23 protein-coding genes, 1 pseudogene and 1 riboswitch are annotated in these 23484 nt (G+C 34.0%); of the genes and pseudogenes, 22 read left to right on the top strand and 2 right to left on the bottom strand.

The window, feature by feature from the left end; genetic code table 11:
* Positions 1–7 precede the first annotated feature (7 nt).
* The 4 genes from ACQKNI_RS04150 to ACQKNI_RS04135 all read left to right on the top strand — a co-directional run bounded on the left by ACQKNI_RS04150 (position 8) and on the right by ACQKNI_RS04135 (position 4237).
* Positions 8–1456, top strand: a complete 1449-nt coding sequence (locus tag ACQKNI_RS04150) for a PLP-dependent aminotransferase family protein (protein ID WP_088229177.1) — start codon at positions 8–10, stop codon at positions 1454–1456.
* Positions 1457–1460: 4 nt separating this feature from the next.
* The gene (gene ddlB, locus ACQKNI_RS04145; protein ID WP_088229915.1) at positions 1461–2375 is read left to right on the top strand and encodes a D-alanine--D-alanine ligase; all 915 of its coding nucleotides are present in this window, start codon (positions 1461–1463) and stop codon (positions 2373–2375) included.
* 73 nt (positions 2376–2448) lie between these two features.
* A riboswitch (TPP riboswitch) is annotated at positions 2449–2554 on the top strand.
* A 123-nt stretch (positions 2555–2677) separates the two neighbouring features.
* Complete coding sequence (gene tenA / locus ACQKNI_RS04140) at positions 2678–3367, top strand: thiaminase II (RefSeq protein WP_088229178.1); 690 nt, start codon at positions 2678–2680, stop codon at positions 3365–3367.
* A gap of 255 nt (positions 3368–3622) precedes the next feature.
* Positions 3623–4237: an ABC transporter permease gene (locus ACQKNI_RS04135; RefSeq protein ID WP_088229179.1), complete on the top strand. Its 615-nt coding sequence runs from the start codon at positions 3623–3625 to the stop codon at positions 4235–4237.
* Positions 4238–4838: 601 nt separating this feature from the next.
* Here the strand turns inward: ACQKNI_RS04135 and ACQKNI_RS04130 are convergent.
* Positions 4839–5315 carry a hypothetical protein gene (locus ACQKNI_RS04130; RefSeq protein ID WP_098252140.1) on the bottom strand — a complete coding sequence of 159 codons (477 nt, stop codon included), beginning with the start codon at positions 5313–5315 and terminating at the stop codon, positions 4839–4841.
* Positions 5316–5574: 259 nt separating this feature from the next.
* Between ACQKNI_RS04130 and ACQKNI_RS04125 the strand changes: the two genes are divergently transcribed.
* The 13 genes and pseudogenes from ACQKNI_RS04125 to ACQKNI_RS04065 all read left to right on the top strand — a co-directional run bounded on the left by ACQKNI_RS04125 (position 5575) and on the right by ACQKNI_RS04065 (position 16627).
* Positions 5575–5739 (top strand): hypothetical protein, encoded by a 165-nt coding sequence (locus tag ACQKNI_RS04125; RefSeq protein ID WP_170933737.1) that lies wholly within the window; start codon positions 5575–5577, stop codon positions 5737–5739.
* 108 nt (positions 5740–5847) lie between these two features.
* Entirely contained in the window at positions 5848–6090 is a 243-nt protein-coding gene (locus ACQKNI_RS04120; RefSeq protein ID WP_088229181.1) for a DUF3947 family protein, read from the top strand.
* Positions 6091–6473: 383 nt separating this feature from the next.
* Positions 6474–7538: a hypothetical protein gene (locus tag ACQKNI_RS04115; RefSeq protein ID WP_088229182.1), complete on the top strand. Its 1065-nt coding sequence runs from the start codon at positions 6474–6476 to the stop codon at positions 7536–7538.
* An 821-nt stretch (positions 7539–8359) separates the two neighbouring features.
* Complete coding sequence (locus tag ACQKNI_RS04110) at positions 8360–10747, top strand: RNaseH domain-containing protein (protein WP_088229183.1); 2388 nt, start codon at positions 8360–8362, stop codon at positions 10745–10747.
* A gap of 207 nt (positions 10748–10954) precedes the next feature.
* The gene (locus ACQKNI_RS04105) at positions 10955–11719 is read left to right on the top strand and encodes a DUF3959 family protein (RefSeq protein ID WP_088229184.1); all 765 of its coding nucleotides are present in this window, start codon (positions 10955–10957) and stop codon (positions 11717–11719) included.
* A 194-nt stretch (positions 11720–11913) separates the two neighbouring features.
* A pseudogene (locus ACQKNI_RS04100) lies at positions 11914–12138 on the top strand (RNA-guided endonuclease TnpB family protein); the annotation flags it as partial.
* 191 nt (positions 12139–12329) lie between these two features.
* Entirely contained in the window at positions 12330–13115 is a 786-nt protein-coding gene (locus tag ACQKNI_RS04095; protein WP_098840946.1) for a class I SAM-dependent methyltransferase, read from the top strand.
* 156 nt (positions 13116–13271) lie between these two features.
* Positions 13272–13460, top strand: coding sequence for a DUF3970 family protein (locus tag ACQKNI_RS04090; RefSeq protein WP_098840947.1), 189 nt, complete (start codon positions 13272–13274; stop codon positions 13458–13460).
* Positions 13461–13538: 78 nt separating this feature from the next.
* Positions 13539–14504 carry a nucleoside hydrolase gene (locus ACQKNI_RS04085; protein ID WP_427282204.1) on the top strand — a complete coding sequence of 322 codons (966 nt, stop codon included), beginning with the start codon at positions 13539–13541 and terminating at the stop codon, positions 14502–14504.
* 123 nt (positions 14505–14627) lie between these two features.
* Positions 14628–14870, top strand: coding sequence for a GlsB/YeaQ/YmgE family stress response membrane protein (locus ACQKNI_RS04080; protein WP_088229187.1), 243 nt, complete (start codon positions 14628–14630; stop codon positions 14868–14870).
* Between the two features lie 92 nt (positions 14871–14962).
* The gene (locus ACQKNI_RS04075; RefSeq protein WP_000847585.1) at positions 14963–15358 is read left to right on the top strand and encodes a hypothetical protein; all 396 of its coding nucleotides are present in this window, start codon (positions 14963–14965) and stop codon (positions 15356–15358) included.
* Between the two features lie 173 nt (positions 15359–15531).
* Positions 15532–15678, top strand: a complete 147-nt coding sequence (locus ACQKNI_RS04070) for a chorismate mutase (protein WP_088229916.1) — start codon at positions 15532–15534, stop codon at positions 15676–15678.
* Between the two features lie 271 nt (positions 15679–15949).
* Complete coding sequence (locus tag ACQKNI_RS04065) at positions 15950–16627, top strand: YjgB family protein (protein ID WP_088229188.1); 678 nt, start codon at positions 15950–15952, stop codon at positions 16625–16627.
* Positions 16628–16642: 15 nt separating this feature from the next.
* On the opposite strand, the gene ACQKNI_RS04060 is transcribed toward ACQKNI_RS04065, so the two are convergent.
* Entirely contained in the window at positions 16643–17848 is a 1206-nt protein-coding gene (locus ACQKNI_RS04060) for an MDR family MFS transporter (RefSeq protein ID WP_088229189.1), read from the bottom strand.
* Positions 17849–17949: 101 nt separating this feature from the next.
* Between ACQKNI_RS04060 and ACQKNI_RS04055 the strand changes: the two genes are divergently transcribed.
* The 5 genes from ACQKNI_RS04055 (at position 17950) to ACQKNI_RS04035 (ending at position 23478) form a co-directional block, all read left to right on the top strand.
* On the top strand, positions 17950–19686 hold the full coding sequence (locus ACQKNI_RS04055) for an ABC transporter substrate-binding protein (RefSeq protein ID WP_427282203.1): 1737 nt from the start codon (positions 17950–17952) through the stop codon (positions 19684–19686).
* Positions 19687–19844: 158 nt separating this feature from the next.
* The gene (locus ACQKNI_RS04050) at positions 19845–20468 is read left to right on the top strand and encodes a YhbD family protein (RefSeq protein WP_088229191.1); all 624 of its coding nucleotides are present in this window, start codon (positions 19845–19847) and stop codon (positions 20466–20468) included.
* A 13-nt stretch (positions 20469–20481) separates the two neighbouring features.
* A complete protein-coding gene (locus ACQKNI_RS04045) occupies positions 20482–21192 on the top strand; it encodes a bactofilin family protein (protein ID WP_088229192.1) in 711 nt (236 codons plus the stop codon).
* A gap of 18 nt (positions 21193–21210) precedes the next feature.
* The gene (locus ACQKNI_RS04040) at positions 21211–21918 is read left to right on the top strand and encodes a polymer-forming cytoskeletal protein (RefSeq protein ID WP_098252145.1); all 708 of its coding nucleotides are present in this window, start codon (positions 21211–21213) and stop codon (positions 21916–21918) included.
* Positions 21919–21942: 24 nt separating this feature from the next.
* Positions 21943–23478 carry an MDR family MFS transporter gene (locus ACQKNI_RS04035; protein ID WP_088229194.1) on the top strand — a complete coding sequence of 512 codons (1536 nt, stop codon included), beginning with the start codon at positions 21943–21945 and terminating at the stop codon, positions 23476–23478.
* Positions 23479–23484 lie beyond the last annotated feature (6 nt).

The following is a 23484-nucleotide window of genomic DNA, read 5'->3' as shown; positions in this document are numbered from 1 at the left end:
TAAGGAATTGTTTAAGGATTTTAAAGTTGTAAAAGATCGTCCCGTTTATATTCAATTAAAGGATTATTTGAAAAAGATGATTATGAAAGGGCATTTGTTAGGGAACCAAAAAATCCCATCAACAAGGGAACTGAGTGAATTATTATCAGTGAGCAGAAATACAGTACTCTCTGCTTATGCGGATTTAGAACAAGAAGGGCTCATTTATGCAGTTAAAGGAAAAGGGAACTTTGTTGCGAAGGTGGATATTTCTAACACTTCGTCTGTTGAAATAGATTGGAAAAATAAACTTAATACAGTTACCGCATTAGCGGATGAATTAGATTTAATGAAACATGGAGTTCGCTGGGAAAAAGGAATGATTGTTTTTAATAGTATAGCACCAGATGAAAAGCTATTTGATGTTGAAAATTTCAAAAGAGCTTTTCTTACTCGTATGTCCATTGAAGGGGATATCGTATTGAATTACGGATATGCAAAAGGTTATCGACCTTTAATGAATTATCTACTTCATTATATGGAAATGAAAGGTGTAGATATTTCGAACAAAGATATTTTAATTACAAATGGATTTACAGAAGGATTAGATATTGTACTCTCTTCTTTATCAAAGAAATCAGGGCGTGTTATTTGTGAGAATCCAACTCACCATGCTGCACTGAAGCTTTTTCGCTTGCATGGACTTGAAGTTCATGGGATTGATATGAATGATGATGGTATTGATACGCACGAAGTAGAAAAAAGTTTACGTGAAATGGATTTTGATTTTGCGTATTTAATTCCTTCTTATCATAATCCAACCGGTATAGTTACGAGTTCAGAGAAAAGAACGGAACTAATGAGACTATTTTCAAAATATAAGATTCCTATTATAGAAGATGGGTTTAATGAAGAATTGCGTTATTCAGGTTCACATTTAGCACCGTTATTAACTTTTGCTGGAGCTGGTAATAATGTCATTTATATTAGTAGCTTTTCAAAGGTACTTTTTCCCGGGTTACGTGTAGGCTGGATTATCGCAGATAAAGAGCTAATTCATTATTTAGAAAGTGTAAAAAGAGCGAGAACGATTCACACATCTACGTTAGATCAAGCTGTTTTATTTCAATATTTACATGAAGGATATTTTGAAAAATATTTAAAAAAGGCAAGGTCTGTTTATAAGAAAAAATATGAGTTAGCTGTTGGAGCGTGCAATCAGTACATTCCGTTTAAAAGAATGACTGGAGACGGTGGACTTCATTTATTTATAGAACTAGAAGAGCATATTAATGCCCGAAAACTTTTACAAAAGTGTTTTGAGAAAGGAGTTACGTTTTCTCCAGGAGATGTTTTTTATTCTGACGGAGGAGGAGCGAACACTTTCCGATTAGGATTTTCACGTTTGAAAGAAAAGGAAATAGTTAGCGGGATTCAAATAATTGGTGATACATTAAAAAATGAAACTTGGAGTTGAGAAGATGAGAATTGGCGTTATTATGGGAGGAGTATCCTCTGAAAAACAAGTATCAATTATGACTGGAAATGAAATGATTGCACATTTAGATAAAAGTAAGTATGAAATCGTTCCAATTACGTTAAATGAAAAAATGGATTTAATTGAAAAAGCGAAAGACATTGATTTTGCATTGTTAGCATTACACGGAAAATACGGAGAAGATGGTACGGTTCAAGGGACGCTTGAGAGTTTAGGTATTCCTTATAGCGGTAGCAATATGTTATCTAGCGGTATATGTATGGACAAAAATCTTTCAAAAAAGATTTTACGTTATGAAGGAGTAGAAACACCCGATTGGATTGAACTTACAAAAATGGAGGATCTAAACCTTGAAGAGTTAGAGAAGTTAGGATTTCCGTTAGTGGTAAAACCTAACTCTGGTGGTTCGAGTGTTGGAGTGAAAATCGTCTATAATAAAAATGAATTGATTTCAATGCTGGAAACTGTATTTGAATGGGATTCAGAAGTAGTAATTGAGAAGTATATAAAGGGTGAAGAGATTACATGTTCCATTTTTGATGGAAAACAGTTACCTATCATCTCGATTCGACATGCAGCTGAATTCTTTGATTACAATGCAAAATATGATGATGCTAGTACAATTGAAGAGGTGATCGAACTTCCAGCTGAAATTAAGGAACGTGTAAATAAGGCGTCACTGGCTTGTTATAAAGCATTAAAATGTAGTGTTTATGCAAGAGTTGATATGATGGTGAAGGACGGAATTCCATATGTAATGGAGATTAATACGTTACCAGGGATGACACAATCAAGTTTACTGCCAAAAAGTGCAGATGCTGCGGGGATTAATTATAGTAAACTATTAGATATGATAATTGAAACTTCATTAAAAGTGAGGAAAGAAGAAGGTTTTTAAGATAATTGCGCAATTAAAACTTTTGATAGTTCCACGAAGTATGCTATGATAATTACAATACGATAACTAAATATTTATCCACTAGGGGGGCCTTTTATAGGCTGAGATCAAATGGGATTTTGAGACTCTTAGTACCTGATCTGGTTAATGCCAGCGTAGGGAAGTGGGAAAGACGTTGCTATTTAATGAATAAATACTGTCAATTTCACTTTCTTTACGCCTGTAAAGAAAGTTTTTTTGTTTTATAGATTTAATAATTGTGGGTAAATACGTATGTTTTATAAATTATTGGAGGGATTTAAATGACTTTTTCACAATCATTACGTAAAGAAGTAGATTCAATTTGGGAAGCTAGTTTTAATCATCCTTTTGTAAAAAAACTTGGAGAGGGAACGTTAGATTTAGCTAGTTTTCGCTATTATGTGCTTCAAGATTCATATTATTTGAGTCATTTTGCTAGAGTACAAGCGTTAGGAGCTGCAAAAGCTCTTGAATTAGAAATAACTGCCCGTATGGCGCACCATGCTCAAAATACGTATGAGGCGGAATTATCATTACATGAGAATTTTGCCAAAAAGCTAGGGATTACAAAAGAAGAAAAAGATCATTTTATCCCTGCGCCAACCGCATATGCGTATACTTCACATATGTATCGAGCTGCGTACGAAGGACATTTAGGGGATATTATTGCAGCAATTTTACCTTGCTACTGGTTATATTATGAAATTGGTGAACGTTTAAAAGTGTGTCAACCTGAAGAGCCAATTTATCAAGAATGGATTTCTGCTTATGGATCTGATTGGTTCCGTACGTTAGTTGAGGAACAGATCGCTCGGTTAGATGCTATAGCTGAGACAGTAACAGAGGCAGATCGTAACCGTATGAAACAGCATTTTATTATTAGTAGTCAATATGAATATTCATTTTGGGAAATGGCTTATACTTTAGAAAAGTGGCCAGTGGATACAGACGTAAAAGATGTAATTGGATAAAGAGTAGAGGTATTGCTATACATAGGTATAGACAATACCTTTTTTTATAGTTTTTTGATGATCAAGAGAAATGAGAAAAGGAAGTAAGAATTATATGGGGGAATTACGGTTATTAACATTTATACATTTTATTGTTTCCTTCCCCACAAAATGGTGGGATTTTTTTAATTCTATTAAAAATAGTAAAAGCTCGTCCAAACTTTTTAAATCTATCTTACATAATATATAGTAATAAATTTGAAAGGAGATGTTAGTATGTCCTATTCTTATGGTGAAAATTGTAAGAGTTACAAAAAGAAATATCATGATTGTCAAAAAAGTAGTAAGTGTTATGACAAATATGATGGATATTATGAAAAATGTGATAAAAAGCATGAGGAAAACCCTTGGGTTCATGTGAAAGTGGATTGTTGTGATGATAAAGGGGAGAAGCTTGTAAGGGCGTCTGCTTTTAGAGCTATAAAAACAGGAAGCCAAAATGTTCCAGCTGATACTTTTGTTAAAGTATTATTCCAAAATGAACAATTTGATTTAGCGAATGAGTATAATCCAGCTACATCAATTTTTATTCCAAAGACAAGAGGCGTTTATTCTGTTATTGGAACGATTGCTTTTATTCCGAATAACATAAACGTAAATTATAGAGCGCGGGTAGAAATTCGTGTTAATGGAAATCCAGCAATTGCAATAGATAATGACTTTTTTGGTCCAATAAACTTTGCCAATGTCGTTGCTGTTTCATCAATCATTCAATTGAATGCAGGGGATTTAGTCGAGATTTTTGCACAAAGTAGCGCAGCTGGAGTTATTTCTAATGTAGAAAACAGTACGCATTTTGAAGCTGCAAGATTTCCGTCTCCAAAAGCATAAGTGATATGAAATTTCATCAGTAATTTTTTCTAAGGACATTCCCTAATTTATATTTGACCTGCATGCATGCAGGTCTTTTTTTCGAGAAAAAGGGGACGTTTCCGGGGATTTCTCAAAATAGAATCAATATACGCTATACCTATACAGTTCTTTGAAAAAAATAATGTGTGGATAACGTATCTATGCGCTCATAATCGATGATCGTAGCCCTTCTTATGTAGGGAAATTGAAACAACAATGGAAGCAAGCTAGTGTTTGGAAAGGACTAACTATTTGTAGTTTAAACAAGCATTAATTAATTATACAAACAAAAAAAGAGCACTTTGTATAGGTGACATGATCGGGCGTGCGTAATGATCAAGATAATTACTTGCCGCATATTTATATGTTTTAAATAAAAGCCCTTTTCGTGTAGATTGTTTTTTTTTTGCGATGAAAATAAGACCTTAGATCAAATCCAGGTCTTAAGTATTTATGAAAGCTTTCTTCGTATGGCGATATTAATCTTCAACACAATTTCTAAATTCAAACAATAACCTAAATAAATGCACAAGGTAGAATCCGAAAATCAGCTTTATAAATATAAATATTTACTAAAATTCTATTTTTTGTGCACATTGCCATTTAGAATATTGTTGCATTTTCTGATATTTCGCTTGATTTGCTGATTTTCAAAAAAATAAACCTCTGTACCTGCCCAAATAAAAACCCAACAGACAATGCTTAATACTCCTGCAACATAGGCATGAGTGCTTGAAAGTTTCAAGAATATTAACCCAACAATAATACCAAGCACAAACAAAACAATAGCCTTTTTGACATTTCTCGCATATGTATATTCCTCTTCGTTCAAGAGGTTAGAAAAAGTGTTAAATGTTGCAGTCTTCAATGACTTTTCGTCAAAATCATTCTGACCTGAAAAAAATATTTCTACTTCTTTTCTTTTGCCACTGTGCAGCTTTGACAAAATAAAATCTTCAAGGTCAGAGCTTAGGTGAACATTATCTGAGCTATAATATCTTGAAAACGGAGTATCAGTTTCATCTAAATAGATATTTATACTTAATTCATCTTTCATATTAACCCTCCTTTAAATCCAATTTACTAGTTGAAAGTCAACCTTTTATCAGTATGGTCAAGATAGCAACAATTCTTACGAAAACAACGTAAATAAAAAAACAGAACAGAATTCTTATTTAAACATAAAAGAGTGATTTCCAATGCGCTCTCTGACCAAAATTAATATTGAAAAAGAATACCAAATGTTATCGTATGTATGCTTCTTAGGTTTGTGTGGATTTAATGCAAAATCTTTATTTTAGAAGGAAGAGAACTAAATGGGAAAATTGATCTATGATTTTGAGTTAATGATACAAGATGGTGATTTGAAAGTAGGAGATAAAATTTATGCTCCTAATGATAGAAAAGCGGAAGTACTATCAATTAAAATTTTGTGTTGGAAAGTAAAGATTAAAGGAAAAGACAAGTTAAAAAGGCTATAATAAAAACACTATTTGAATAAAGGCTAGTGGGCCAGTTTTTAACACTCACTGAAATTAAGAATCATAACATACTTTGTAATAACTTATATGGAAGTGAGTTGAATAATAATGTTTTATTCATATTTTGATACCAGAGCTAGAATGCGTCCGTATGGTACGGCGGGTATTACGTATAGCGGAGCACAAAGTACAATTCAGGCTGTTCAACAAGCGTTACAAGCACAGCAGCAAATGCAACAAGGTATACAGCCGTACTATTCATCTACGGAATATTATTACCCAATGCATTATATTACGCCATACGGAATTTCTTTTGCAACGGTTCCATATGGAACTGTATACAATTTATAAAAATATACGGGAGGATAAATTTAAGTATTTAATTAAGGGAGCAAGCGCAGTGCGTCCTTATAAGAAATGATTCGTGTCTGATGAATTACTATTCAATTAAATGTGTAATTTAGATTAATATAAAAATTTCATTTTAAGGAACTGTTGAGTAGCAATAAAGTTCCTCCACTAAAGGGCCAGATTGTGGAGGAAACAGAAAGAGTAAGAATCCTGATTAAAGATCATTTGTGAAACGTTTTACTTAAACTAAACGTGGCAGGTTACTTTAAAAATATGCTATATTATCAGCTGCATGTCCTATACGAAAAAATCTCCGTAAGCATATATTAATTTAGGTAAAAGCTAGTTTTTTATTTAAAATATGTTTTTAAAAGGGTGATAAAATGCATAATCAAAAAGATCAGGACAGGTGCTTCCAGTGCGACTTTCTCTACATTGGTGATAGCTTCGACGACACTGTGAAGACTTTCGACCCGAAAACAGGGAAGTTCCTTGGCACTTTTGTCGCACCAAATAGTGGAAACTTGCATGGTCCCCGGGGACTTATCTTTAACCATGTGGGCAATCTCCTTGTCACTAACCAGAACGTCGGGCAACCCGAGAATGGCGACGTATTGAAGTTAAATGGGCAAACCGGGGCGTTCCTGGGCGAACTCGTCCGTTCAGCCGAACCAGGCGCTCCGTTGGCACCGCGTGGTATCTTACTCTCCAAACATAATGTCCTGTTTGTGGCGGATTTGGGTGACTTCGACTTCAACACGGGCATAGAAGTGCCTGGAGAAGTGCGGATGTACAATGGTTCCACTGGGATGTTTCTAGGCAATGTCGACCACCCCTGCTTCAACCCATTCCACCCCCGCGGATTGGTCTTCGGTCCTGACGGCTTGCTGTATGTCTCCGTCATTGACTTTTTAGATTCGAATAAAGGTTGGGTGCTGCGCTTCAACCTGAAATCAGGGGGATTCGATGTGTTTATTGTGAGTGATAACAAGAACAAACTCCATCGTCCCGAAGGTTTAGTCTTCGGTCCTGACGGCAACCTCTACGTCACTAGTTTCAAAAAACTTGATGACCCTAATGACACCGACAAAATTCTGATCTTCGATGGTGATACTGGCGAGTTTATCGACAAGATTGACCTCTATGCCCCGGGAAAACCACGTGCTTTCGCACAGGCACTCCTTTTTGGACCGAATGGAAAATTGTTTGTCCCTATTACGGGCCCGTTTGACAATGCTACGGGGGCCCCTACAGGCGAATTTACCGGTTCAGTACGGCGTTATAATGTCCATAGCAAGAAGTTCAAGGAGGTGGTCCCCCCTTATAAAAAGGGCGGACCATTGGGAGTGCCGTGGTACCTGACGTTTGGCAATACGAATCCCGCAACACTAGCTTACCGGTGTAACCGGGAAGAGAACAGCCATCATCATCATCAACCTCATGAGTAAAGTAGTAACGAGAGCAGTAGTTAATATTTGAATATATAAGGAAAGACCGCTTCTAGAGTTTAGAACGGTCTTTTTAAACCTTCTAAAAGGTTAGATTCACAATATCCTATGATTTGTTAAACGATATTCCATATTCAGCGAACGGGTGCTTGTCTTGAATAAGATTTAAGCAATGATCTTCAACAATCGGGAACGATTGTTGAGCAAACACAGGTAGAAAAATGATTAAACTTTTTTATGAAAAATTATTCACTAGCAACAAATAACCCAAGGATTTTGATCAAAATCCTTGGGTTTCTTCTGTTGAAAAATCAATTTTTGTAACATGCTTTTGATCAAAATTTATTACAAACCACTAGCATTCACGGCAAGCTTATGGGTTAATAATTAAGCTACGGCAAAGATAAGCTTCCTTTTGCGGATATTACGTAACCTTTGGCCAGAAAGATGTACAAGTTATGGAATCGTTTGGACCTGTAAAAGATGAAGTCGGGAATCGTTATATGCTTAAATGATAGGGTGCTTTCTATTAGGTATAGAATTTATATAACTATGCTATTTTTTGGTTTTTTGTAAAAATATTGTAAATATTAAATGTAATACACTTGTATATTGTATAATCATAATGTGTAATTACAATGATTCCGAGAGGGGGATGTAAATGATAATTACTTTAAACTTTTAAAAAGGTTGTTTTAATAATGTATTATACAAATAAAATGTTTTTAAAAAATACTCGGTTTAAATTGTTTAGATTAAGCAACGGCTTCTTCTAGTTTTTTGGATGATCAAGACAAATGAAGAAAGGAAGTAATCATTACATGGAAAAATTATCGTTATTAACATTTGAAAATATAGTAGAACCTCTTTTAAACGAAAGTGTATCATTTATATATTTTCCTATTGAATGGCTGGACATTGTAGAAATACATTATAAGACGTTTTTATTAACGAGTAAGTTGAAACGTTTGAATGAAAGATTGTACGATATGTTTTCTGATATATTGTTTATTCAGCATAATCCGTATGTATTAAATGAAGATACACCATGGATTATATCAAAAAAACCGATTAGACAAGAACAACTCGATTATATTTTCCAATGCTGGTATGAAGTCATTCATGATTGGAAACCGAACAAATTAATAGAACCACCAAAATATGAATGGCATAACGATTTAATTTCTAATTTGGCAATTTTACATGATAATGAAACGTATGCTAAGTGGGTACCCGCTTTAATTTCACATATTTTTTGTGAACGACCTGTACAAATGGAAGATAAAATTGAAGAAGAGATCTATTTTTCGCCACTACGATCACAAAATATTTGTGAGGCAATGTCAGAACCGATTAAAGATGAAAAAACACAAGATTTTTTTGCCTATGTATATAGGTTTGAATGTATAACTCGTGCAGGAGAGAATACCCCTTTATTAAATGTTTCAGTAGGTATTCGAAGATTCTATCAAGAATATAATCATCCAGATATTCCTTTGCTTTTGAGACGAAAACGGGGAATGATATTGATTTCTACCCCAGATTCTGCATTAAATAATAAAAAGTTGAGGTTTGTAAAACTGAAAGTACAGCAAGCGACAAACGGTATGAAATGGATTAAGATATTTAGAAATTTAAAAGATGATTTTCATATAGGTGGAGAAGTAGAATTAGACCATATTCTCGAATATCCGAAAGACTATATTATGGGAACAAATATTAAGGTACTACTTCCATATAATGAGAGAATATATAAAGTGCAAGGCACTAAAATAAAGTGTGGTATAAAAGTAGAGGATAGGAAGTATTTATTTAAAGAATTTCAGCAGAAGTTTACTTATTTCACATTACTCCCAGAATGTAAAAAGATAGTAACAAATAATGAAGATGAATTATTTCCTTTAATTGCCCCAAAAGGATTAGAGACTTTAACGTTAGAAGTTTGGTCTGAAAATATATCGATGGAAATAGAACAAGCATTAATGGATAGTGAACTTGTTTTAGCTACAATTGGTGAGTCATCTTATGTATTAAATACAGATTCACCAGTATTGTTAAAGGTAGTGAGATTTAATATTGAAAAGGTGTTGCAAAATCCATATAAAATGCAGTATTGCCAGAAGTATAAGACAAACCTTGTAGATGATGTTACGAAAGCGGTTTATGAAACTGCAGGAGAGCGGTGTGATGCGACATTAGCATTAATCGCAATGAAAAATTGTGATGGGCGAGAGAAAGTTGATCCAAAACAAATTGTTCGAGAAGGATTTGCACGAACAAATCGTATTTCATCATTTATTAATTTATTTATAGGTAAAAGTGTTTCTCGTAAAACAATTGTAGATTGTATTTTTAGTTTATTAGAACAAAAAGGGTTTTTGAAGCGTAGTTGGAATAAAATACATTTACCTTGTACATATGTCAATTTATCAATTGAACGAATTTCGAAAGTTGATTTCTTGCCTATTTTTTCGAAAATACAAGGTAGGGAAATTTTATATAAATTATATGGGAATAAAGAGTGGCAAATGATTGACCAGTTATTATTAAATATAAATAAACATAATGCATTTTTGCCGCAACCATCAAAAAGAAATGATATGGGGGCTCTTTTTAAACAATTTGTTTCCGATACATTAATGGAAATTTTACAACATGCGAAAGAGCGAAATGAACAAGTGTATTTCATTGTAGATGCGGATATGAGAAAATATTGGATAAAAGAGTTGCAAAATGAAAAAATTGACATAAATATTTTACCTGAGATTGTTCCAGCTATGCAAAAGGTTCCAAACTTAAATGTCATAAGAATAAATACAGCTTTTGATGTACCAAGCTATGGTGTGATAGAACATGATGATGTTACGGATGGCACAGGTTTATATGCAGATCAAAAAGGTATGTATTATAGCACTGGTGAATATGCATTAAATGGTCGTGAAATATTGCAGCGGCATATACTTGAAATTTTACCGTTAGGTGTAAAACCTATAGAAAGGGATTACATTGCTAAAATGATACATTACATGTGTTGTAATTCTAGTATGCTCTTGGAAAAGAATGTACATATGACATATTCCGGACATATGGTTAAAGTGATCAAAAGTTACGTTACAGATATAGATGCAAGAGAGTTTAAAGAGTTTGAAGATGAATTAGATGTAGATATAATAAAAATAGAAAAGAAAGATTCCATGATTCTACTATAAATAACGTTAACAAATCCTGTTCGTTATATACCGATCAGGATTTGTCATTTTTTCATGTAAATAATGCTATCCTTTGTCATGTATCGCTTCTTTTAAGTATTTACTTTATGAACATACAGGATTAAGATGTTTTTTAGAAATATAAAAACTATATCATATGAAAAAACGAGTTTTACTAATTTAAAAAATTGAAAGGAATGGGGAATTGTGAAGAAATTAGATGTTCTATTAATGCTACTGAGCGGCCTCTTTCCAATTGCAGGAATTATAAAGCAAATCCCGCTAGAACAATCTTTATATATTGGAGGACTATTATTTTTTACTAGTTTCGGTAGTTATTTTGCGAAAAAGATATATTCACGTATATGTAGCTGGATAGCGTATGCACCATTTATAACACTACTGTTAGTCATTTGGAATCAGGATATATCAACAAGTTCAATCATTTCGAACGCAAAAATTGCCGCTTGTATCGCGTTAATTCCGTGTTTATTCCGTTTTCGTACATATGGACTTACTTTGGGCTTATTCTCATTATGGGCTGCTTTACTATGGGATATAAAAGAAGTACAGTCGTTAGTCATACTTGAACGCATGACAAGTTTAATGACAAGCCATTATGTGTACCTACTACTTCTAATTGGAGGACTTATATTAGGAGGGTTACTTGCGATGTTAATACATCGCAAAGAGAAAGATAATAAAGAGAATACAAATCTATTTCAACAAAAAAAGAAACGCAAAAGGCTATCATTTAAGATCCGTCTTCCAAGATTACCAAAATTAAAAATGAAATTATTTAAGTTTGGGAGAAAGACGTCTAAACGTAAAAATCCAGAAAGAGTCCATGAGCGTAATTACGAAGAACCAGCTGCAACGTATGAAATGACAGAGCAAATAGATCAATATAAAGAAGGGACTGCTCAAGGACAAACAAGGATGGAACGTAGAAGAAATAAGTATAATACGTAATGAAATTTAGTAACCCTTTAATGATTTATCGTTAAATAGATAAATTATTAAGGGTTTTTTATCTTTTTCGGCAATTCATCTCCATCTGATTTGTATTACGGGTGAAGCCCAACAATTCAGGTGGAGATGAATTGCCGTTAGAAGGTAGACTGAACTCTTTTGTTTCGTTCAAAATAATTTTTTGAGGGCGAATAGTTTGGTCTAAGGATAATAGGACGCATTATCGATATAGTGGCAAACGAATCACTCGTGGGCAGTACCAAAGTAAAGCAGGAACATGTATACACGTTGATATTTATGTTGCATTGAATACATTGCAAAAATCAAGAGTTGTAGAATTACATGAAAATCTCAAAGTGAAAACACCGATTCTATTAGAAGTGCAAAAACGTAAGGCTGTTGCTTCACGTATAGTTTAGTGGGTGTGTCAACCATCTATGTGTACTCGACTTGTCGGGGCTTGTTGCACACGCCGGAGTCATCTCGGTAGGGGTAGTTGACTTCTCAGGATTATATGTCATACGTCTAAAAGAGGAATTGATAATATGAACGAGAACTTATTAATTAATTGAATCGCATATGTGAATAATAATAGAAAGAAGATGATAAAGTGAACAAAGAAGAGCTTGTAAAGAAACAATTTGGTAGTAATGCAGAAAAGTATGTGAAAAGTAAAATTCATGCACAAGGACTGGATTTACAATATGTAGTTCAACAAGTTGAAACTCGCCATAATACTCGTCTTCTTGATATTGCTACTGGTGGTGGACATGTTGCAAATATATTAGCACCTATGTTCGAAGAGGTAGTTGCACTTGATTTAACAGAAACGATGTTGGAAAAAGCAAAAGGTTTTATAAAACAAAATGGTCATGAAAATGTGTCTTTTGTAGCTGGAAACGCAGAAGATTTACCATTTGCAGATCATTCTTTTGATACAATTACATGCCGCATTGCAGCACATCATTTTACGAATCCAATGCAATTTATTTTTGAGGTGAATCGTACGTTACAGGATAAAGGGCTATTTATATTAATAGATAATGTCTCACCAGAAAATAATGAATTTGATACTTTCTATAATTTTATAGAAAAGAAACGAGATCCGAGTCATGAACGAGCTTTGAAGAAAACAGAATGGATTACGTTATTGGAAAAAAGCGGTTTGCAAATGCAGTCATGTTTCACCTTTGATAAAAAGTTTGATTTCGACTGGTGGTGTGACATGATGGACGTACCAGTACAAAAGCGTGAAAAGTTAACAGAGTGTATGATGAAAACACCAAATGAAATGAAAGAATACTTTCATATTCAATTTAAAAATCATAAAGTAGAGTCGTTCTATACTGAAATGGCAATGTTTATATGTAAAAAAAGTACAACGTTAAAAAGATAAAGTGAAATTTTAGTCAACGAGGGAGTGCCCACTTATTTCTAATTACTAGTCTTCACCAATCGAGCTACCCGGCAAATAGCAGAATAAATATGTTGCAGTCTTTCCGAAGTACGATATACTTAGTACAGAGAAAATGAGAATTGAGGAATAGTAATAATGATTCGTGTACGTATTGAAGGAAACGAGGAAGAAATGCTTGAATTTATGGAGAAAATGCCGGACATTCCTGGTTTTGAAAAAACACATATGAGAGAACCGAGAAGAGGAAATAATCCAAAATATGATTCCAGTAAAAATGTATTAGCATATTTATCTTATAAAAAGATAGAAGTCGCCAATAAATAGGCGGCTTTTATTATTTTGTGCGGTTTCACCACCTTGTCTTTTTCGCATAATAATGGTAGTAGATTATGCTGAAGAGGGGTGAAGACAGTTAATAAGAAAATAATTTTTTTCGGAGATTTTGGTATTGATGATGCTGTTACTTTAATTTATGCGAATAAAACATGTAAATTAGATATTTTAGGTATTGTTGCAGAGTATGGAAATGTATCGAGGGAAATTGTTACGGAAAATGTATATTTTTTAGAAAGATATTATGCGACAGAAGTGAAAATTATTGAGGGCGCTAGTAGGCCTATGACAGCTGAAGAACCTTTATTTTTCCCTGAAATCCATGGTGATCATGGTTTAGGACCAATAATCCCTCCTGAAATGAGGATTTGTAAAAGGGAAAATTTTTGTGAGTTGATTACATTAATTGAGCCGTGTCCAGAAGAGATTGTTATTGTGGCGACGGGACGTTTGACAACACTTGCAACGTTATTTTTATTGTATCCAAATGTAATGAATCGTATTTCTTCATATTATATAATGGGAGGCGCTTTCCTATTTCCTGGTAATGTTACACCAGTGTCTGAGGCGAATTTTTACGGCGACCCAATTGCGGCGAATATTGTTATGAAGTATGCGCAGAACGCTACTATATATCCGTTAAATGTAACGCAAGAAGCACTTATTACACCTGAAACGGTCGATATTATAGATAAACAAGGAACCGGACAGGCGAAATTAATTAAGCCAATGCTTGATTTTTACTATGATAACTTTTATAAAAAAGAGTATCCGGGTATTGGTGGGAGTCCGATTCACGATTTACTTCCGTTCATTTCATTTATAAATGATGATATTTTTGAATATAAAAAATCCGCAATTTGGATAAATACGACAAATGATGTAACGAGAGGTCAAAGTGTTGCGGATTTTAGGAAAATAGCTGAGCCGACGGTGTTTGATAATAGGCCTGTACAAAAAATTGCGGTTGGTTTTAACTATCCGGCTTTTAAAGAAGAGTTTATGAAGACGATATTGAAGCCGGATTGTCCTTAAGTTTTGTATACACAATCTGATTGATTTTTGAAGAGCGAATAACTTATGAGAAATGAAACATAACTAATGGTAAGCAATTGTTTCTGATTATAATTTTTGTTTCTATATAAAGGAGGCTTTCATATGATTTGGTCTTTAATTGTCGGTGGTATATTAGGATGGTTTGCAAGCTTACTTATTGGAAGGGATGTACCTGGTGGTGTAATTGGTAATATTATTGCTGGTATTGTCGGTTCTTGGCTTGGTACGAAGCTATTTGGTAATTTTGGACCTGTTATAGGTGGATATGCAATTGTCCCAGCTTTAATTGGTGCAATTATTTTGATTTTCATCGTAAGTTTTCTATTTCGGTCAATGCGAAAATGAATACAAGGGACTGCTTGCATTTGTAAGCAGTCCCTTTGAATTATGTTGTTTAATCTGTTATGCTACTGTTATACAATCAGGAGGTGTCAGCATTGAAAACATTTACAGTAAATTTCCATCAAGAAGATAATGCAAAAGCGACAACAGTACATAAACTAAGTGAAGAGGACTTCAATAAAGCAACAGAAAAAGGTACTCGTCATCTATTTGATTTAGATACAAACGTTGGCTTCTTTGTATTCTTTGACGCAGAAGATGCAGAAGGAAATGATCAATACTTAATGTTACAATATGAAGGAGATCATGAAGAGCCTAGTGCTTGCTACGGATTTGATTTAAAACTATACTATCAATTTTTAGCACTATACTTAAACGATCTTGAATTCCATGGCGAGACAGATGAAGAAGAGGAAGAGTATGGTCCGATTCATCATTTAGCGCATTTACTTTATCATATCGTTGAAGATGGTAAATCAATCGAAGTGTAATATACATATTTGAAGCTGTCCTTAATTAGGACAGCTTTTTAATTATAGGATATGGGACATGTAGATTGCAGGATAAACAAGGGGAGCTTACGATGGCTTGTTTATTTCTTCCATATTCCTATGGCAATACATCTGTTCTAATGAGCGTAAGTAAATGTATGGAGGCTAATTCAATGCTTGTAGATGTAAAACACTTTATTAAAGCAGCAGGCTTAACATGTATAACGACACTGAGTGGAGATAATACATTTGCTCATAATTTTGAAACTGTAAAAAGTACAATTACTACATATGTAAAAAAATTAACATTTATCTCTTAGTTTTACTTTTATAAGGTATCTACATATATTATTTTGAAAAGAATCTGTTTTACTTCAGGTTTTTTTTATTTGGTATAAAGTCTGTTGTTTTTTGGCATTTACATATGCTTTTTGTGACATATTTTATTTCATGCAATAGAAGAAGGATATAGCAGGTAAGAAGAGAAGGTGTATATAAGGAAAGTATAAACAGCAAAATCTCAATTTATTTGAAATCGATGCAAGGTAAAAATAATGTTATAGAATGTTTATGAATAGGAGGTAGAAAAGTATGAAAGTATATTTGAGAGTACTGAAATTTTTTCTAACTTTAACATGTGTAATAACATTGATTGCTTGTGCGAATACCGAGGAAAAGAAACAAACAAATTCAACATCTGAAAATGATATGCCTGAAACGGGTAACAAGAATGAGGATACTGCATCGAAAAAAGAATCAACGGAAAAACCAAAAAATCAAGATTCAACAAAACCTTCAGCAGATTCGAATTCGAAAAATACAACACTTAATCAAAAATCAATTAACCATGTTAAAGAGTTATTTGAGCAAGCAAAAGAAGGGAAAGTACCTAACGTACCATACGCAGCACATACAGGTGACATCGAGGAAATTGAAAAAGCGTGGGGAAAAGCAGATAAAACAGAGCAAGCGGGGAACGGAATGTACGCAACTTTTACAAATAAAAATGTTGCATTCGGCTTTAATAAAGGATCACAAGTTTTTGATGTTCGTTCTTACCATGCTGAGCTTAAGTTAATTACGTTACAAGAAATCGAAAAAGCTTTAGGAAAACCGTCATCGGTTAAAGTAAATGGGAATGATAAAATATATGTCTATAAAGTAAACGACCAATTTGAATTAAAGTTCATTATTCCAAATTCAACTGGTAAAGTACATCATATTTCGGTTTTCTCACCGGAGGATAGTATGAATAAAATGGCAGGTTAAAAGAAAGAGCTGTTCCTATAGGGATAGCTCTTTTACTTTTGTTCGCTCTAATGACTGAACGAAAACTGCTTGAATAATTCCACCAATAACTAAGAAGAAGGCACAAATATAAAATAGAGTACTACCACTAAATATGCTTACTAATAGTGCTCCTACAAACGGTCCGCAAGTTCTTGAAATATCCCAGTGTATACCGTAAATCGAAAAATACAATCCGCGTCTATGACTTGGAGCAATTTGTGAAACGAATCGAAGCAAGTGGTTTAAAGCAATACTTTCCCCCATTACTAAAAAGAGTAATGTAAAGAATAATGACCATATAGTTGTAGAATAACCGTATCCAAGCGCAGCTAATGTATAGCAAGTATAGGAAATGATAATGATTTTAGACATTGAAAATCGTTCAGACCATTTTACAAGAAAGATTTGGAGAATGACTTCCATAACAGCTTTACAAGTCGAGATAAATACAAGTACGAATAGAAAATTTGGAAATACACTTTCGGCATATATTCGATAATTCGATTCGGTTTGAGCGTAGAAAAAACTAATAGGAAGTGTCGAAACCATAAGTCCAAATACAGCATAATGTTTTGAAATAAATTGTTTTGGTGAATATGCTTCTTTCGTTGTTTTGATGTTTTTCATAAGTGGCGCTGTTTCAGGAAGCTGCGTCCAAACAAGTACGGCATATAGCGTAAGGACTACACCTTGCAGTACAAATAAATATTCAGGGTGACTATTATAGAAAAAGGCGCCAATTAATGGGCCGATTACAGACCCAATCGCTCCCATCGTTTGCAAAACAGCAAATATTTCAGCCTGTTGTTCTTTCTTTGTTAAGTCAGCGATTTGAGCTCGCTGTGCTGGAATATATAAGGAGCGTCCAATACCATTTAAGATATAAAGTAAGGCGAAAAATACGACTGATTCAGCAAAAACGAATCCACTTATGGCAAAAGCTTGTAAAAGTAACCCGATTAACATGATTTTCTTTCGGCCGTATTTATCTGTTACGCCACCAGCAATTAATGTAAACACAATATCAGATAGTGGCTGTAATCCGAAAAGAAGCATCGTTACGATGATATTTCCATGTAACGCTTTATTAACGTGAACAATAAAAATGATGGCTAGCATCGCTTCTGTCGTTCGGACTAATAATTCACCAAAAAATCGAATGAGAATGGGCTTGTTATAACGTTTTATTAGTTGATTCATTTCTATATCCTCCTCTCTATATTGAAATGATAAGATGGAAGCAAGAAATGAAAAAGTGTAGAATGAAAGTGGAAGATTTTTCATCTTTTAGGGGGCGTTTTATGACGGTTTTGGAGCAATATATGCACCTATGGCTTCAGTATGGAAAAGGACGATCAGAGGGGGAACAAGTAGAAATAACAATACAAAATATATCTGAAACATTATTTTGTACGGAGAGAAATAGTAAACTAATCATAAAGAAATTGGAAGACTTACATTGGATTATGTGGTTTCCTGGCAGAGGAAGAGGAAATCGTTCGAAATTGTCATTTGAAAAACATCCACTATTTTTAATTTTAGAACGAGGGAAAGAAATAACGAGACAAGGGGATGTAAAAAGCGGAAATGCATTTATTGAAAGGTATAGCTCGTATTTTCCATCGCTTCAAACACAGTTTCAAACGTGGATCGATTCGATATTTGGTTATCAAGTTGAAAGGACATCTTATGGGAGAAGAGATGTGCTTCGTTTGCAAGTACAAATGAATCTAGATATCGCATTAGATCCTGTCTACGCTACAATGCGTTCGGAGTGTCATATGGTAAAACATATATTCGACACACTCGTGTATGTAGACGGTAATACAAACATTATAGAACCAAGACTTGCATTTCACTGGGAATATAATGATGTTGAAAAGGTATGGACGTTTTATTTACGAAAAGGAGTCTACTTTCATAATGGAAAACAACTTACTGCACATGAAGTTGTATACTCACTGAATCGATTTCAGAAAGCTGAAAACAATCCACATGCATGGATGTTACAACACGTTGCAAGTGTCCGTTCAGTAGATGATTATATTATAGAAATTCAATTACATATGGAAAATAGTATGTTTTTACATATGCTAAGTACAGAACAGTGTTCTATCGTAAATGAAGATGAAGCAGGAAATTTAATTGGGACAGGGCCTTTTAGGTTATATAAAAGGAATGAAAATCTCTTTATACTAGAAGCTCATCATTTATATTTTCGAGAAAGGCCTTTTCTAGATCGCGTTGAATTATGGAATGTAAAGCAAAGTGTCAATACATATGATGTTTTAGTAAAGGCGCAGTATAAAGATAGAGAGAAACATAATAAAGACCTGTCTCGACTTGAGTCGAATGTAACATATATAACATGTAATCAAGTGAAAGAGGGACCAATGCAAGATGAGTTATTCCGGAAAGCGTTATATAAAATCATTCATGGCAATCCAATCGTTCAACAACTCGGCGGAGAACGTGGAGAAGTGGCAAAGGAGCTACTATTAGCAAATGGCAGTGTAATAGAGAGTGAAGAAGATATAAAAGGTTTAATTAAGAGAAGTATTTACCGTAATGAAGTACTACAACTCTATACATTTAAAGGACGGGACCATGTTGAAGATGCACATTGGATACAAAAAGAGTGTGCAAAATATGGCGTAAATATTGAAGTCAATTTTCTAGAAACAGAAGAGTTATTGCACATAAATATAATACAAAAAGCTGATATGATGCATGATAGCGCAACGATTAGTGAACGGTTAGAAGATAGTCTGCTGTACATGTTTCTTACAAAAAACAGTTTCGTTCATCAGCATAGTAATATAAATTTTAATGAAGAATTACAGCTGTATTTTACCGAAAATCAATTAGAGAAACGGGTCACATTGTTGCGCGACATTGAGGACACATTGTTACGTAGAATTCATATTGTTCCGTTATATCGCAACAAACAAGAGGTAAGTTCTCACGAAAAAGTACAAAATATAATAATTAATTCACAAGGGTGGATTGATTATTATAAAATATGGTTTAAACCTTGATGAATAAAGGTTCTTATGCATTTTCATGAAATGTACAAGAGCCTTTTTTCTGTGTAAAACAGGTTTGGTTTACACATTGTTACGCTAAATGTAGTAAAAGTTTATTTACAGCGTAACAGTGTTATGTTACATTGTTGTTAGGAAGGAGTGTTATACAGTTGAGTACAGATTTAATTTCAAAAAAAGATTTATTAGAGCTTACTGGTATTTCATATGGACAGTTATATAGGTGGAAGAGAAAAAATTTAATTCCGGAAGATTGGTTTGTACGGAAATCAACATTCACTGGTCAGGAGACATTTTTTCCGAAAGAAAAGATTTTAGAGCGTATTGATAAAATCCAAACGATGAAAGAGGATTTATCACTAGATGAATTAGCGAATATGTTTTCACCAAGTGTAACAGAGATTCTTTTAACGAAAGAAGATCTCATTCATAAAGGGATTACATCAGAATCTGTTTTACAGTTTTTCATAGAGCAAACGAACAAAACGGAAGATTTTCAATTTGTAGATATTCTTTATGTGTATATGTTAGAAGAACTATTGCAATCGGGAGAAGTTAGTTTAGAAGAAGGAAAAATGGTTCTGCAAGTTTTACGAGAAAATTATGAAGCGATTAAGCATAAAAATTGTGACTTAGTTATGATCCGAAAAATGGGGATTTCTACATGCTTATTAGTATCAAATGTTGAAGATTTGATTTTTGAAAGGGGAACGAAGATTGTTTTACGTGAAGCAATTATGAAGTATACAGAAGCATTAAAAACTAAACTATTGTAGTGGAGGAGAAATAATGCGTACAGAAAATTTAATTATAAACGGCTATGGTACATCGAATGGTGGTGGGTTTTATAAAGTACAACTAAATGGAAAAGGGACTGTGAATGGAAATGTTGAATGTGAGCAATTTGAATGTAACGGTTACGGTGCAGTTACTGGCGATTTGAAAAGTAGTAGTGCACGAATTAGCGGATCTGGTAAAGTCGATGGCACAGTTCATGCTGAAACGATGCGAATTGATGGAAAAGCAACAATTACGCAAAATGTAAAGGCAAACAGTTTGAAAATTGCAGGAAAAGGTACGATAGGTGGAAATGTCACTGGTGAAGAATTTAAAGTCAATGGTCAAGCAACAATTGACGGTAATTGTGAAGTGGATACTTTCTCTTCAGAAGGACAATTTACAATTGGCGGATTATTAAGCGCTGATGAAATAAATATTAATATTCACGGTACATGTCGAGCGAAAGAAATTGGTGGTCAAACGATTAAAGTAAGACATAGATCAGGTACATTAAGTAGGCTGTTTAAAACAGTATTTGGTTTGCAGTTAGAAGCGGAACTATTAGAAGGTGACAATATCGATATTGATTATGCTCACATAAAAACGGTAAGAGGAAACAATGTTACAGTAGGACCGAACTGTGAGATTGAACTCATAGAATATACCGGTGTTCTTACTGTTGATAAAAGTGCAAATGTAAAAGAAATTAAGCAGGTATAAAGGAAGGGAGAAATCAGTATGGAACATCAACATAGTCTTACAGTGAATGGTTCTGGTAGTTCGGCAGGCGGAGATTATAATAAAGTGAAGATTCGCGGCGAAGGAACAATTTCTAACGATATGAGTTGTAATGACTTTAAAACGTACGGCACAAGTGATGTACGCGGTAATATGAAAGTTAAAAATTATGTTGTGTATGGAGATAGTGAAGTACAAGGAAATGTAAATGCGGATTATGTAAAAGTATACGGTAATACACAAATAAATGGTGATGCTCATATTGAAAAAACAAAAGTTAGAGGTATGATTGAAGTGAAAGGAAAGCTTTCAGGTGATTTCGTAGATGTGAAAGGTGCTTTAAATGTGAAGGGAGATATTGAAGTAGAGGAACTATCACTAACTGGTGGTCTTGAAAGTGATGGATTACTTAATGCTGAAAATATTGAAATTTCACTTCGTTATGAAGGAAGTAAAGTAAGAGAAATCGGTGGTAAAAAGATTACCGTTCGTAAAAAAGCACGATTCGTTCCATTTATAAGTCATGCTGGAAGCCTTCAAACATCGATTATTGAAGGAGATGATATTTATTTAGAACATACTATTGCTGAAGTAGTAAGAGGAAACAACGTTATAATTGGTCCTGGATGTGAAATTAGTGTTGTAGAATATCATACTAGTTTTAATCAGAAAGGTAACGCAGTCGTAAAAGAACATAAACAAATATAAGTAATGCGAGGGAGAATACGAGATATGGTTGAGAAGAATAATAAGCTCGGCTTTGTTGTGGCGGGTTTATTGCTAGGTATTTTAATGGCATCAATGGATAATACCATTGTCGTAACAGCGATGGGAACAATAGTTGGTGACTTAGGAGGCCTTGAAAACTTTGTATGGGTCGTTTCTGCCTATATGGTTGCAGAAATGGCAGGTATGCCGATTTTCGGTAAACTATCAGATATGTATGGTAGAAAGAGATTCTTTATTTTTGGTTTAATCGTCTTTATGATTGGTTCGGCACTTTGTGGCACTGCTGAAAATATTACACAGTTAGGTATTTATCGTGCTATTCAAGGTATTGGCGGCGGGGCATTAGTACCGATCGCTTTTACAATCGTTTTTGATATTTTCCCTCCTGAAAAGCGTGGGAAAATGGGCGGGTTATTCGGAGCAGTATTTGGCTTATCGAGTATTTTTGGGCCACTACTAGGCGCATATATTACAGATTACATTAGTTGGCACTGGGTATTTTACATTAACTTACCACTTGGTATTTTAGCACTTATTTTTATTACATTCTTTTATAAAGAGTCACGAGTTCATAGAAAGCAAAAAATTGATTGGTTTGGCGCAATTACTTTAGTTGGTGCAGTAATTTGTTTAATGTTCGCCTTAGAGTTAGGTGGTCAAAAATATGATTGGGATTCTAGCTTTATTTTAAGTTTATTTGGTGGATTTTCTATTTTAATAATCGCATTTATTGTTATTGAGCGAAAAGTCGAAGAGCCAATCATTTCATTTGAAATGTTTAAACAACGCTTATTTGGAATGAGTACAATTATTGCCTTATGTTACGGTGCTGCGTTTATGTCAGCAACTGTATACATACCGCTATTTATTCAAGGTGTATACGGTGGTACCGCAACAAACTCCGGATTATTACTTTTACCGATGATGTTAGGGTCAGTTGTAACAGCTCAATTAGGCGGATTTTTAACGACAAAGCTTAGCTACCGAAACATTATGATTATTTCTGCAGTTATTATGCTAATTGGATTATTCTTATTAAGTACGTTAACCCCAGAAACAAGCCGTGTATTATTAACTATGTACATGATTATAATTGGTTTTGGAGTCGGATTCTCCTTCTCTGTGCTAAGTATGGCAGCTATTCATAACTTTGGTATGGAACAGCGCGGATCTGCGACTTCAACGAGTAATTTCATTCGTTCATTAGGAATGACACTTGGTATTACAATCTTTGGAATGATCCAAAGAACAGGTTTCCAAGATCAATTAGAGGAAGCTTTTAAAGGGATGAGCGGAGGAATGAATACAAATGCATTAGGAGATTCAAGAGCCATTCTATCAGAATCGGCAAGATCTCAAATTCCTCCGCAAATATTAGATAAAATTATTGAAGCTCTTTCTAGTTCAATCGTTCAAACGTTCATGTGGGCATTAGTACCAGCTGGTTTAGCATTCATATTCATTTTCTTTATGGGAAATGAGCGCATGGTAATTAAGAAACAACAAATGAATAAAAAGAGTGAAACATCAAAAGCGTAATGAAAA

This window comes from Bacillus sp. NPDC094064, assembly GCF_050279585.1.
Classification (GTDB): Bacteria; Bacillota; Bacilli; order Bacillales; family Bacillaceae_G; genus Bacillus_A.
The sequence above is the reverse complement of the archived record's forward strand: the minus strand, read 5'-3'. Positions and strand labels throughout refer to the sequence as shown.

What these genes read in the sequence shown, in the direction of transcription:
- ACQKNI_RS04120 (WP_088229181.1), top strand. Translation starts at nt 5,848, where the DNA reads ATGTTTTATTCATATTTTGATACCAGAGCTAGAATGCGTCCGTATGGT.
- ACQKNI_RS04135 (WP_088229179.1), top strand. Translation starts at nt 3,623, where the DNA reads ATGTCCTATTCTTATGGTGAAAATTGTAAGAGTTACAAAAAGAAATAT.
- tenA (WP_088229178.1), top strand. Translation starts at nt 2,678, where the DNA reads ATGACTTTTTCACAATCATTACGTAAAGAAGTAGATTCAATTTGGGAA.
- ACQKNI_RS04130 (WP_098252140.1), bottom strand. Translation starts at nt 5,315, where the DNA reads ATGAAAGATGAATTAAGTATAAATATCTATTTAGATGAAACTGATACT.
- ACQKNI_RS04070 (WP_088229916.1), top strand. Translation starts at nt 15,532, where the DNA reads ATGCTTGTAGATGTAAAACACTTTATTAAAGCAGCAGGCTTAACATGT.
- ACQKNI_RS04125 (WP_170933737.1), top strand. Translation starts at nt 5,575, where the DNA reads ATGGGAAAATTGATCTATGATTTTGAGTTAATGATACAAGATGGTGAT.
- ACQKNI_RS04045 (WP_088229192.1), top strand. Translation starts at nt 20,482, where the DNA reads ATGCGTACAGAAAATTTAATTATAAACGGCTATGGTACATCGAATGGT.
- ACQKNI_RS04080 (WP_088229187.1), top strand. Translation starts at nt 14,628, where the DNA reads ATGATTTGGTCTTTAATTGTCGGTGGTATATTAGGATGGTTTGCAAGC.
- ddlB (WP_088229915.1), top strand. Translation starts at nt 1,461, where the DNA reads ATGAGAATTGGCGTTATTATGGGAGGAGTATCCTCTGAAAAACAAGTA.
- ACQKNI_RS04035 (WP_088229194.1), top strand. Translation starts at nt 21,943, where the DNA reads ATGGTTGAGAAGAATAATAAGCTCGGCTTTGTTGTGGCGGGTTTATTG.
- ACQKNI_RS04090 (WP_098840947.1), top strand. Translation starts at nt 13,272, where the DNA reads ATGATTCGTGTACGTATTGAAGGAAACGAGGAAGAAATGCTTGAATTT.
- ACQKNI_RS04065 (WP_088229188.1), top strand. Translation starts at nt 15,950, where the DNA reads ATGAAAGTATATTTGAGAGTACTGAAATTTTTTCTAACTTTAACATGT.
- ACQKNI_RS04115 (WP_088229182.1), top strand. Translation starts at nt 6,474, where the DNA reads ATGCATAATCAAAAAGATCAGGACAGGTGCTTCCAGTGCGACTTTCTC.
- ACQKNI_RS04060 (WP_088229189.1), bottom strand. Translation starts at nt 17,848, where the DNA reads ATGAATCAACTAATAAAACGTTATAACAAGCCCATTCTCATTCGATTT.
- ACQKNI_RS04040 (WP_098252145.1), top strand. Translation starts at nt 21,211, where the DNA reads ATGGAACATCAACATAGTCTTACAGTGAATGGTTCTGGTAGTTCGGCA.
- ACQKNI_RS04110 (WP_088229183.1), top strand. Translation starts at nt 8,360, where the DNA reads ATGGAAAAATTATCGTTATTAACATTTGAAAATATAGTAGAACCTCTT.
- ACQKNI_RS04055 (WP_427282203.1), top strand. Translation starts at nt 17,950, where the DNA reads ATGACGGTTTTGGAGCAATATATGCACCTATGGCTTCAGTATGGAAAA.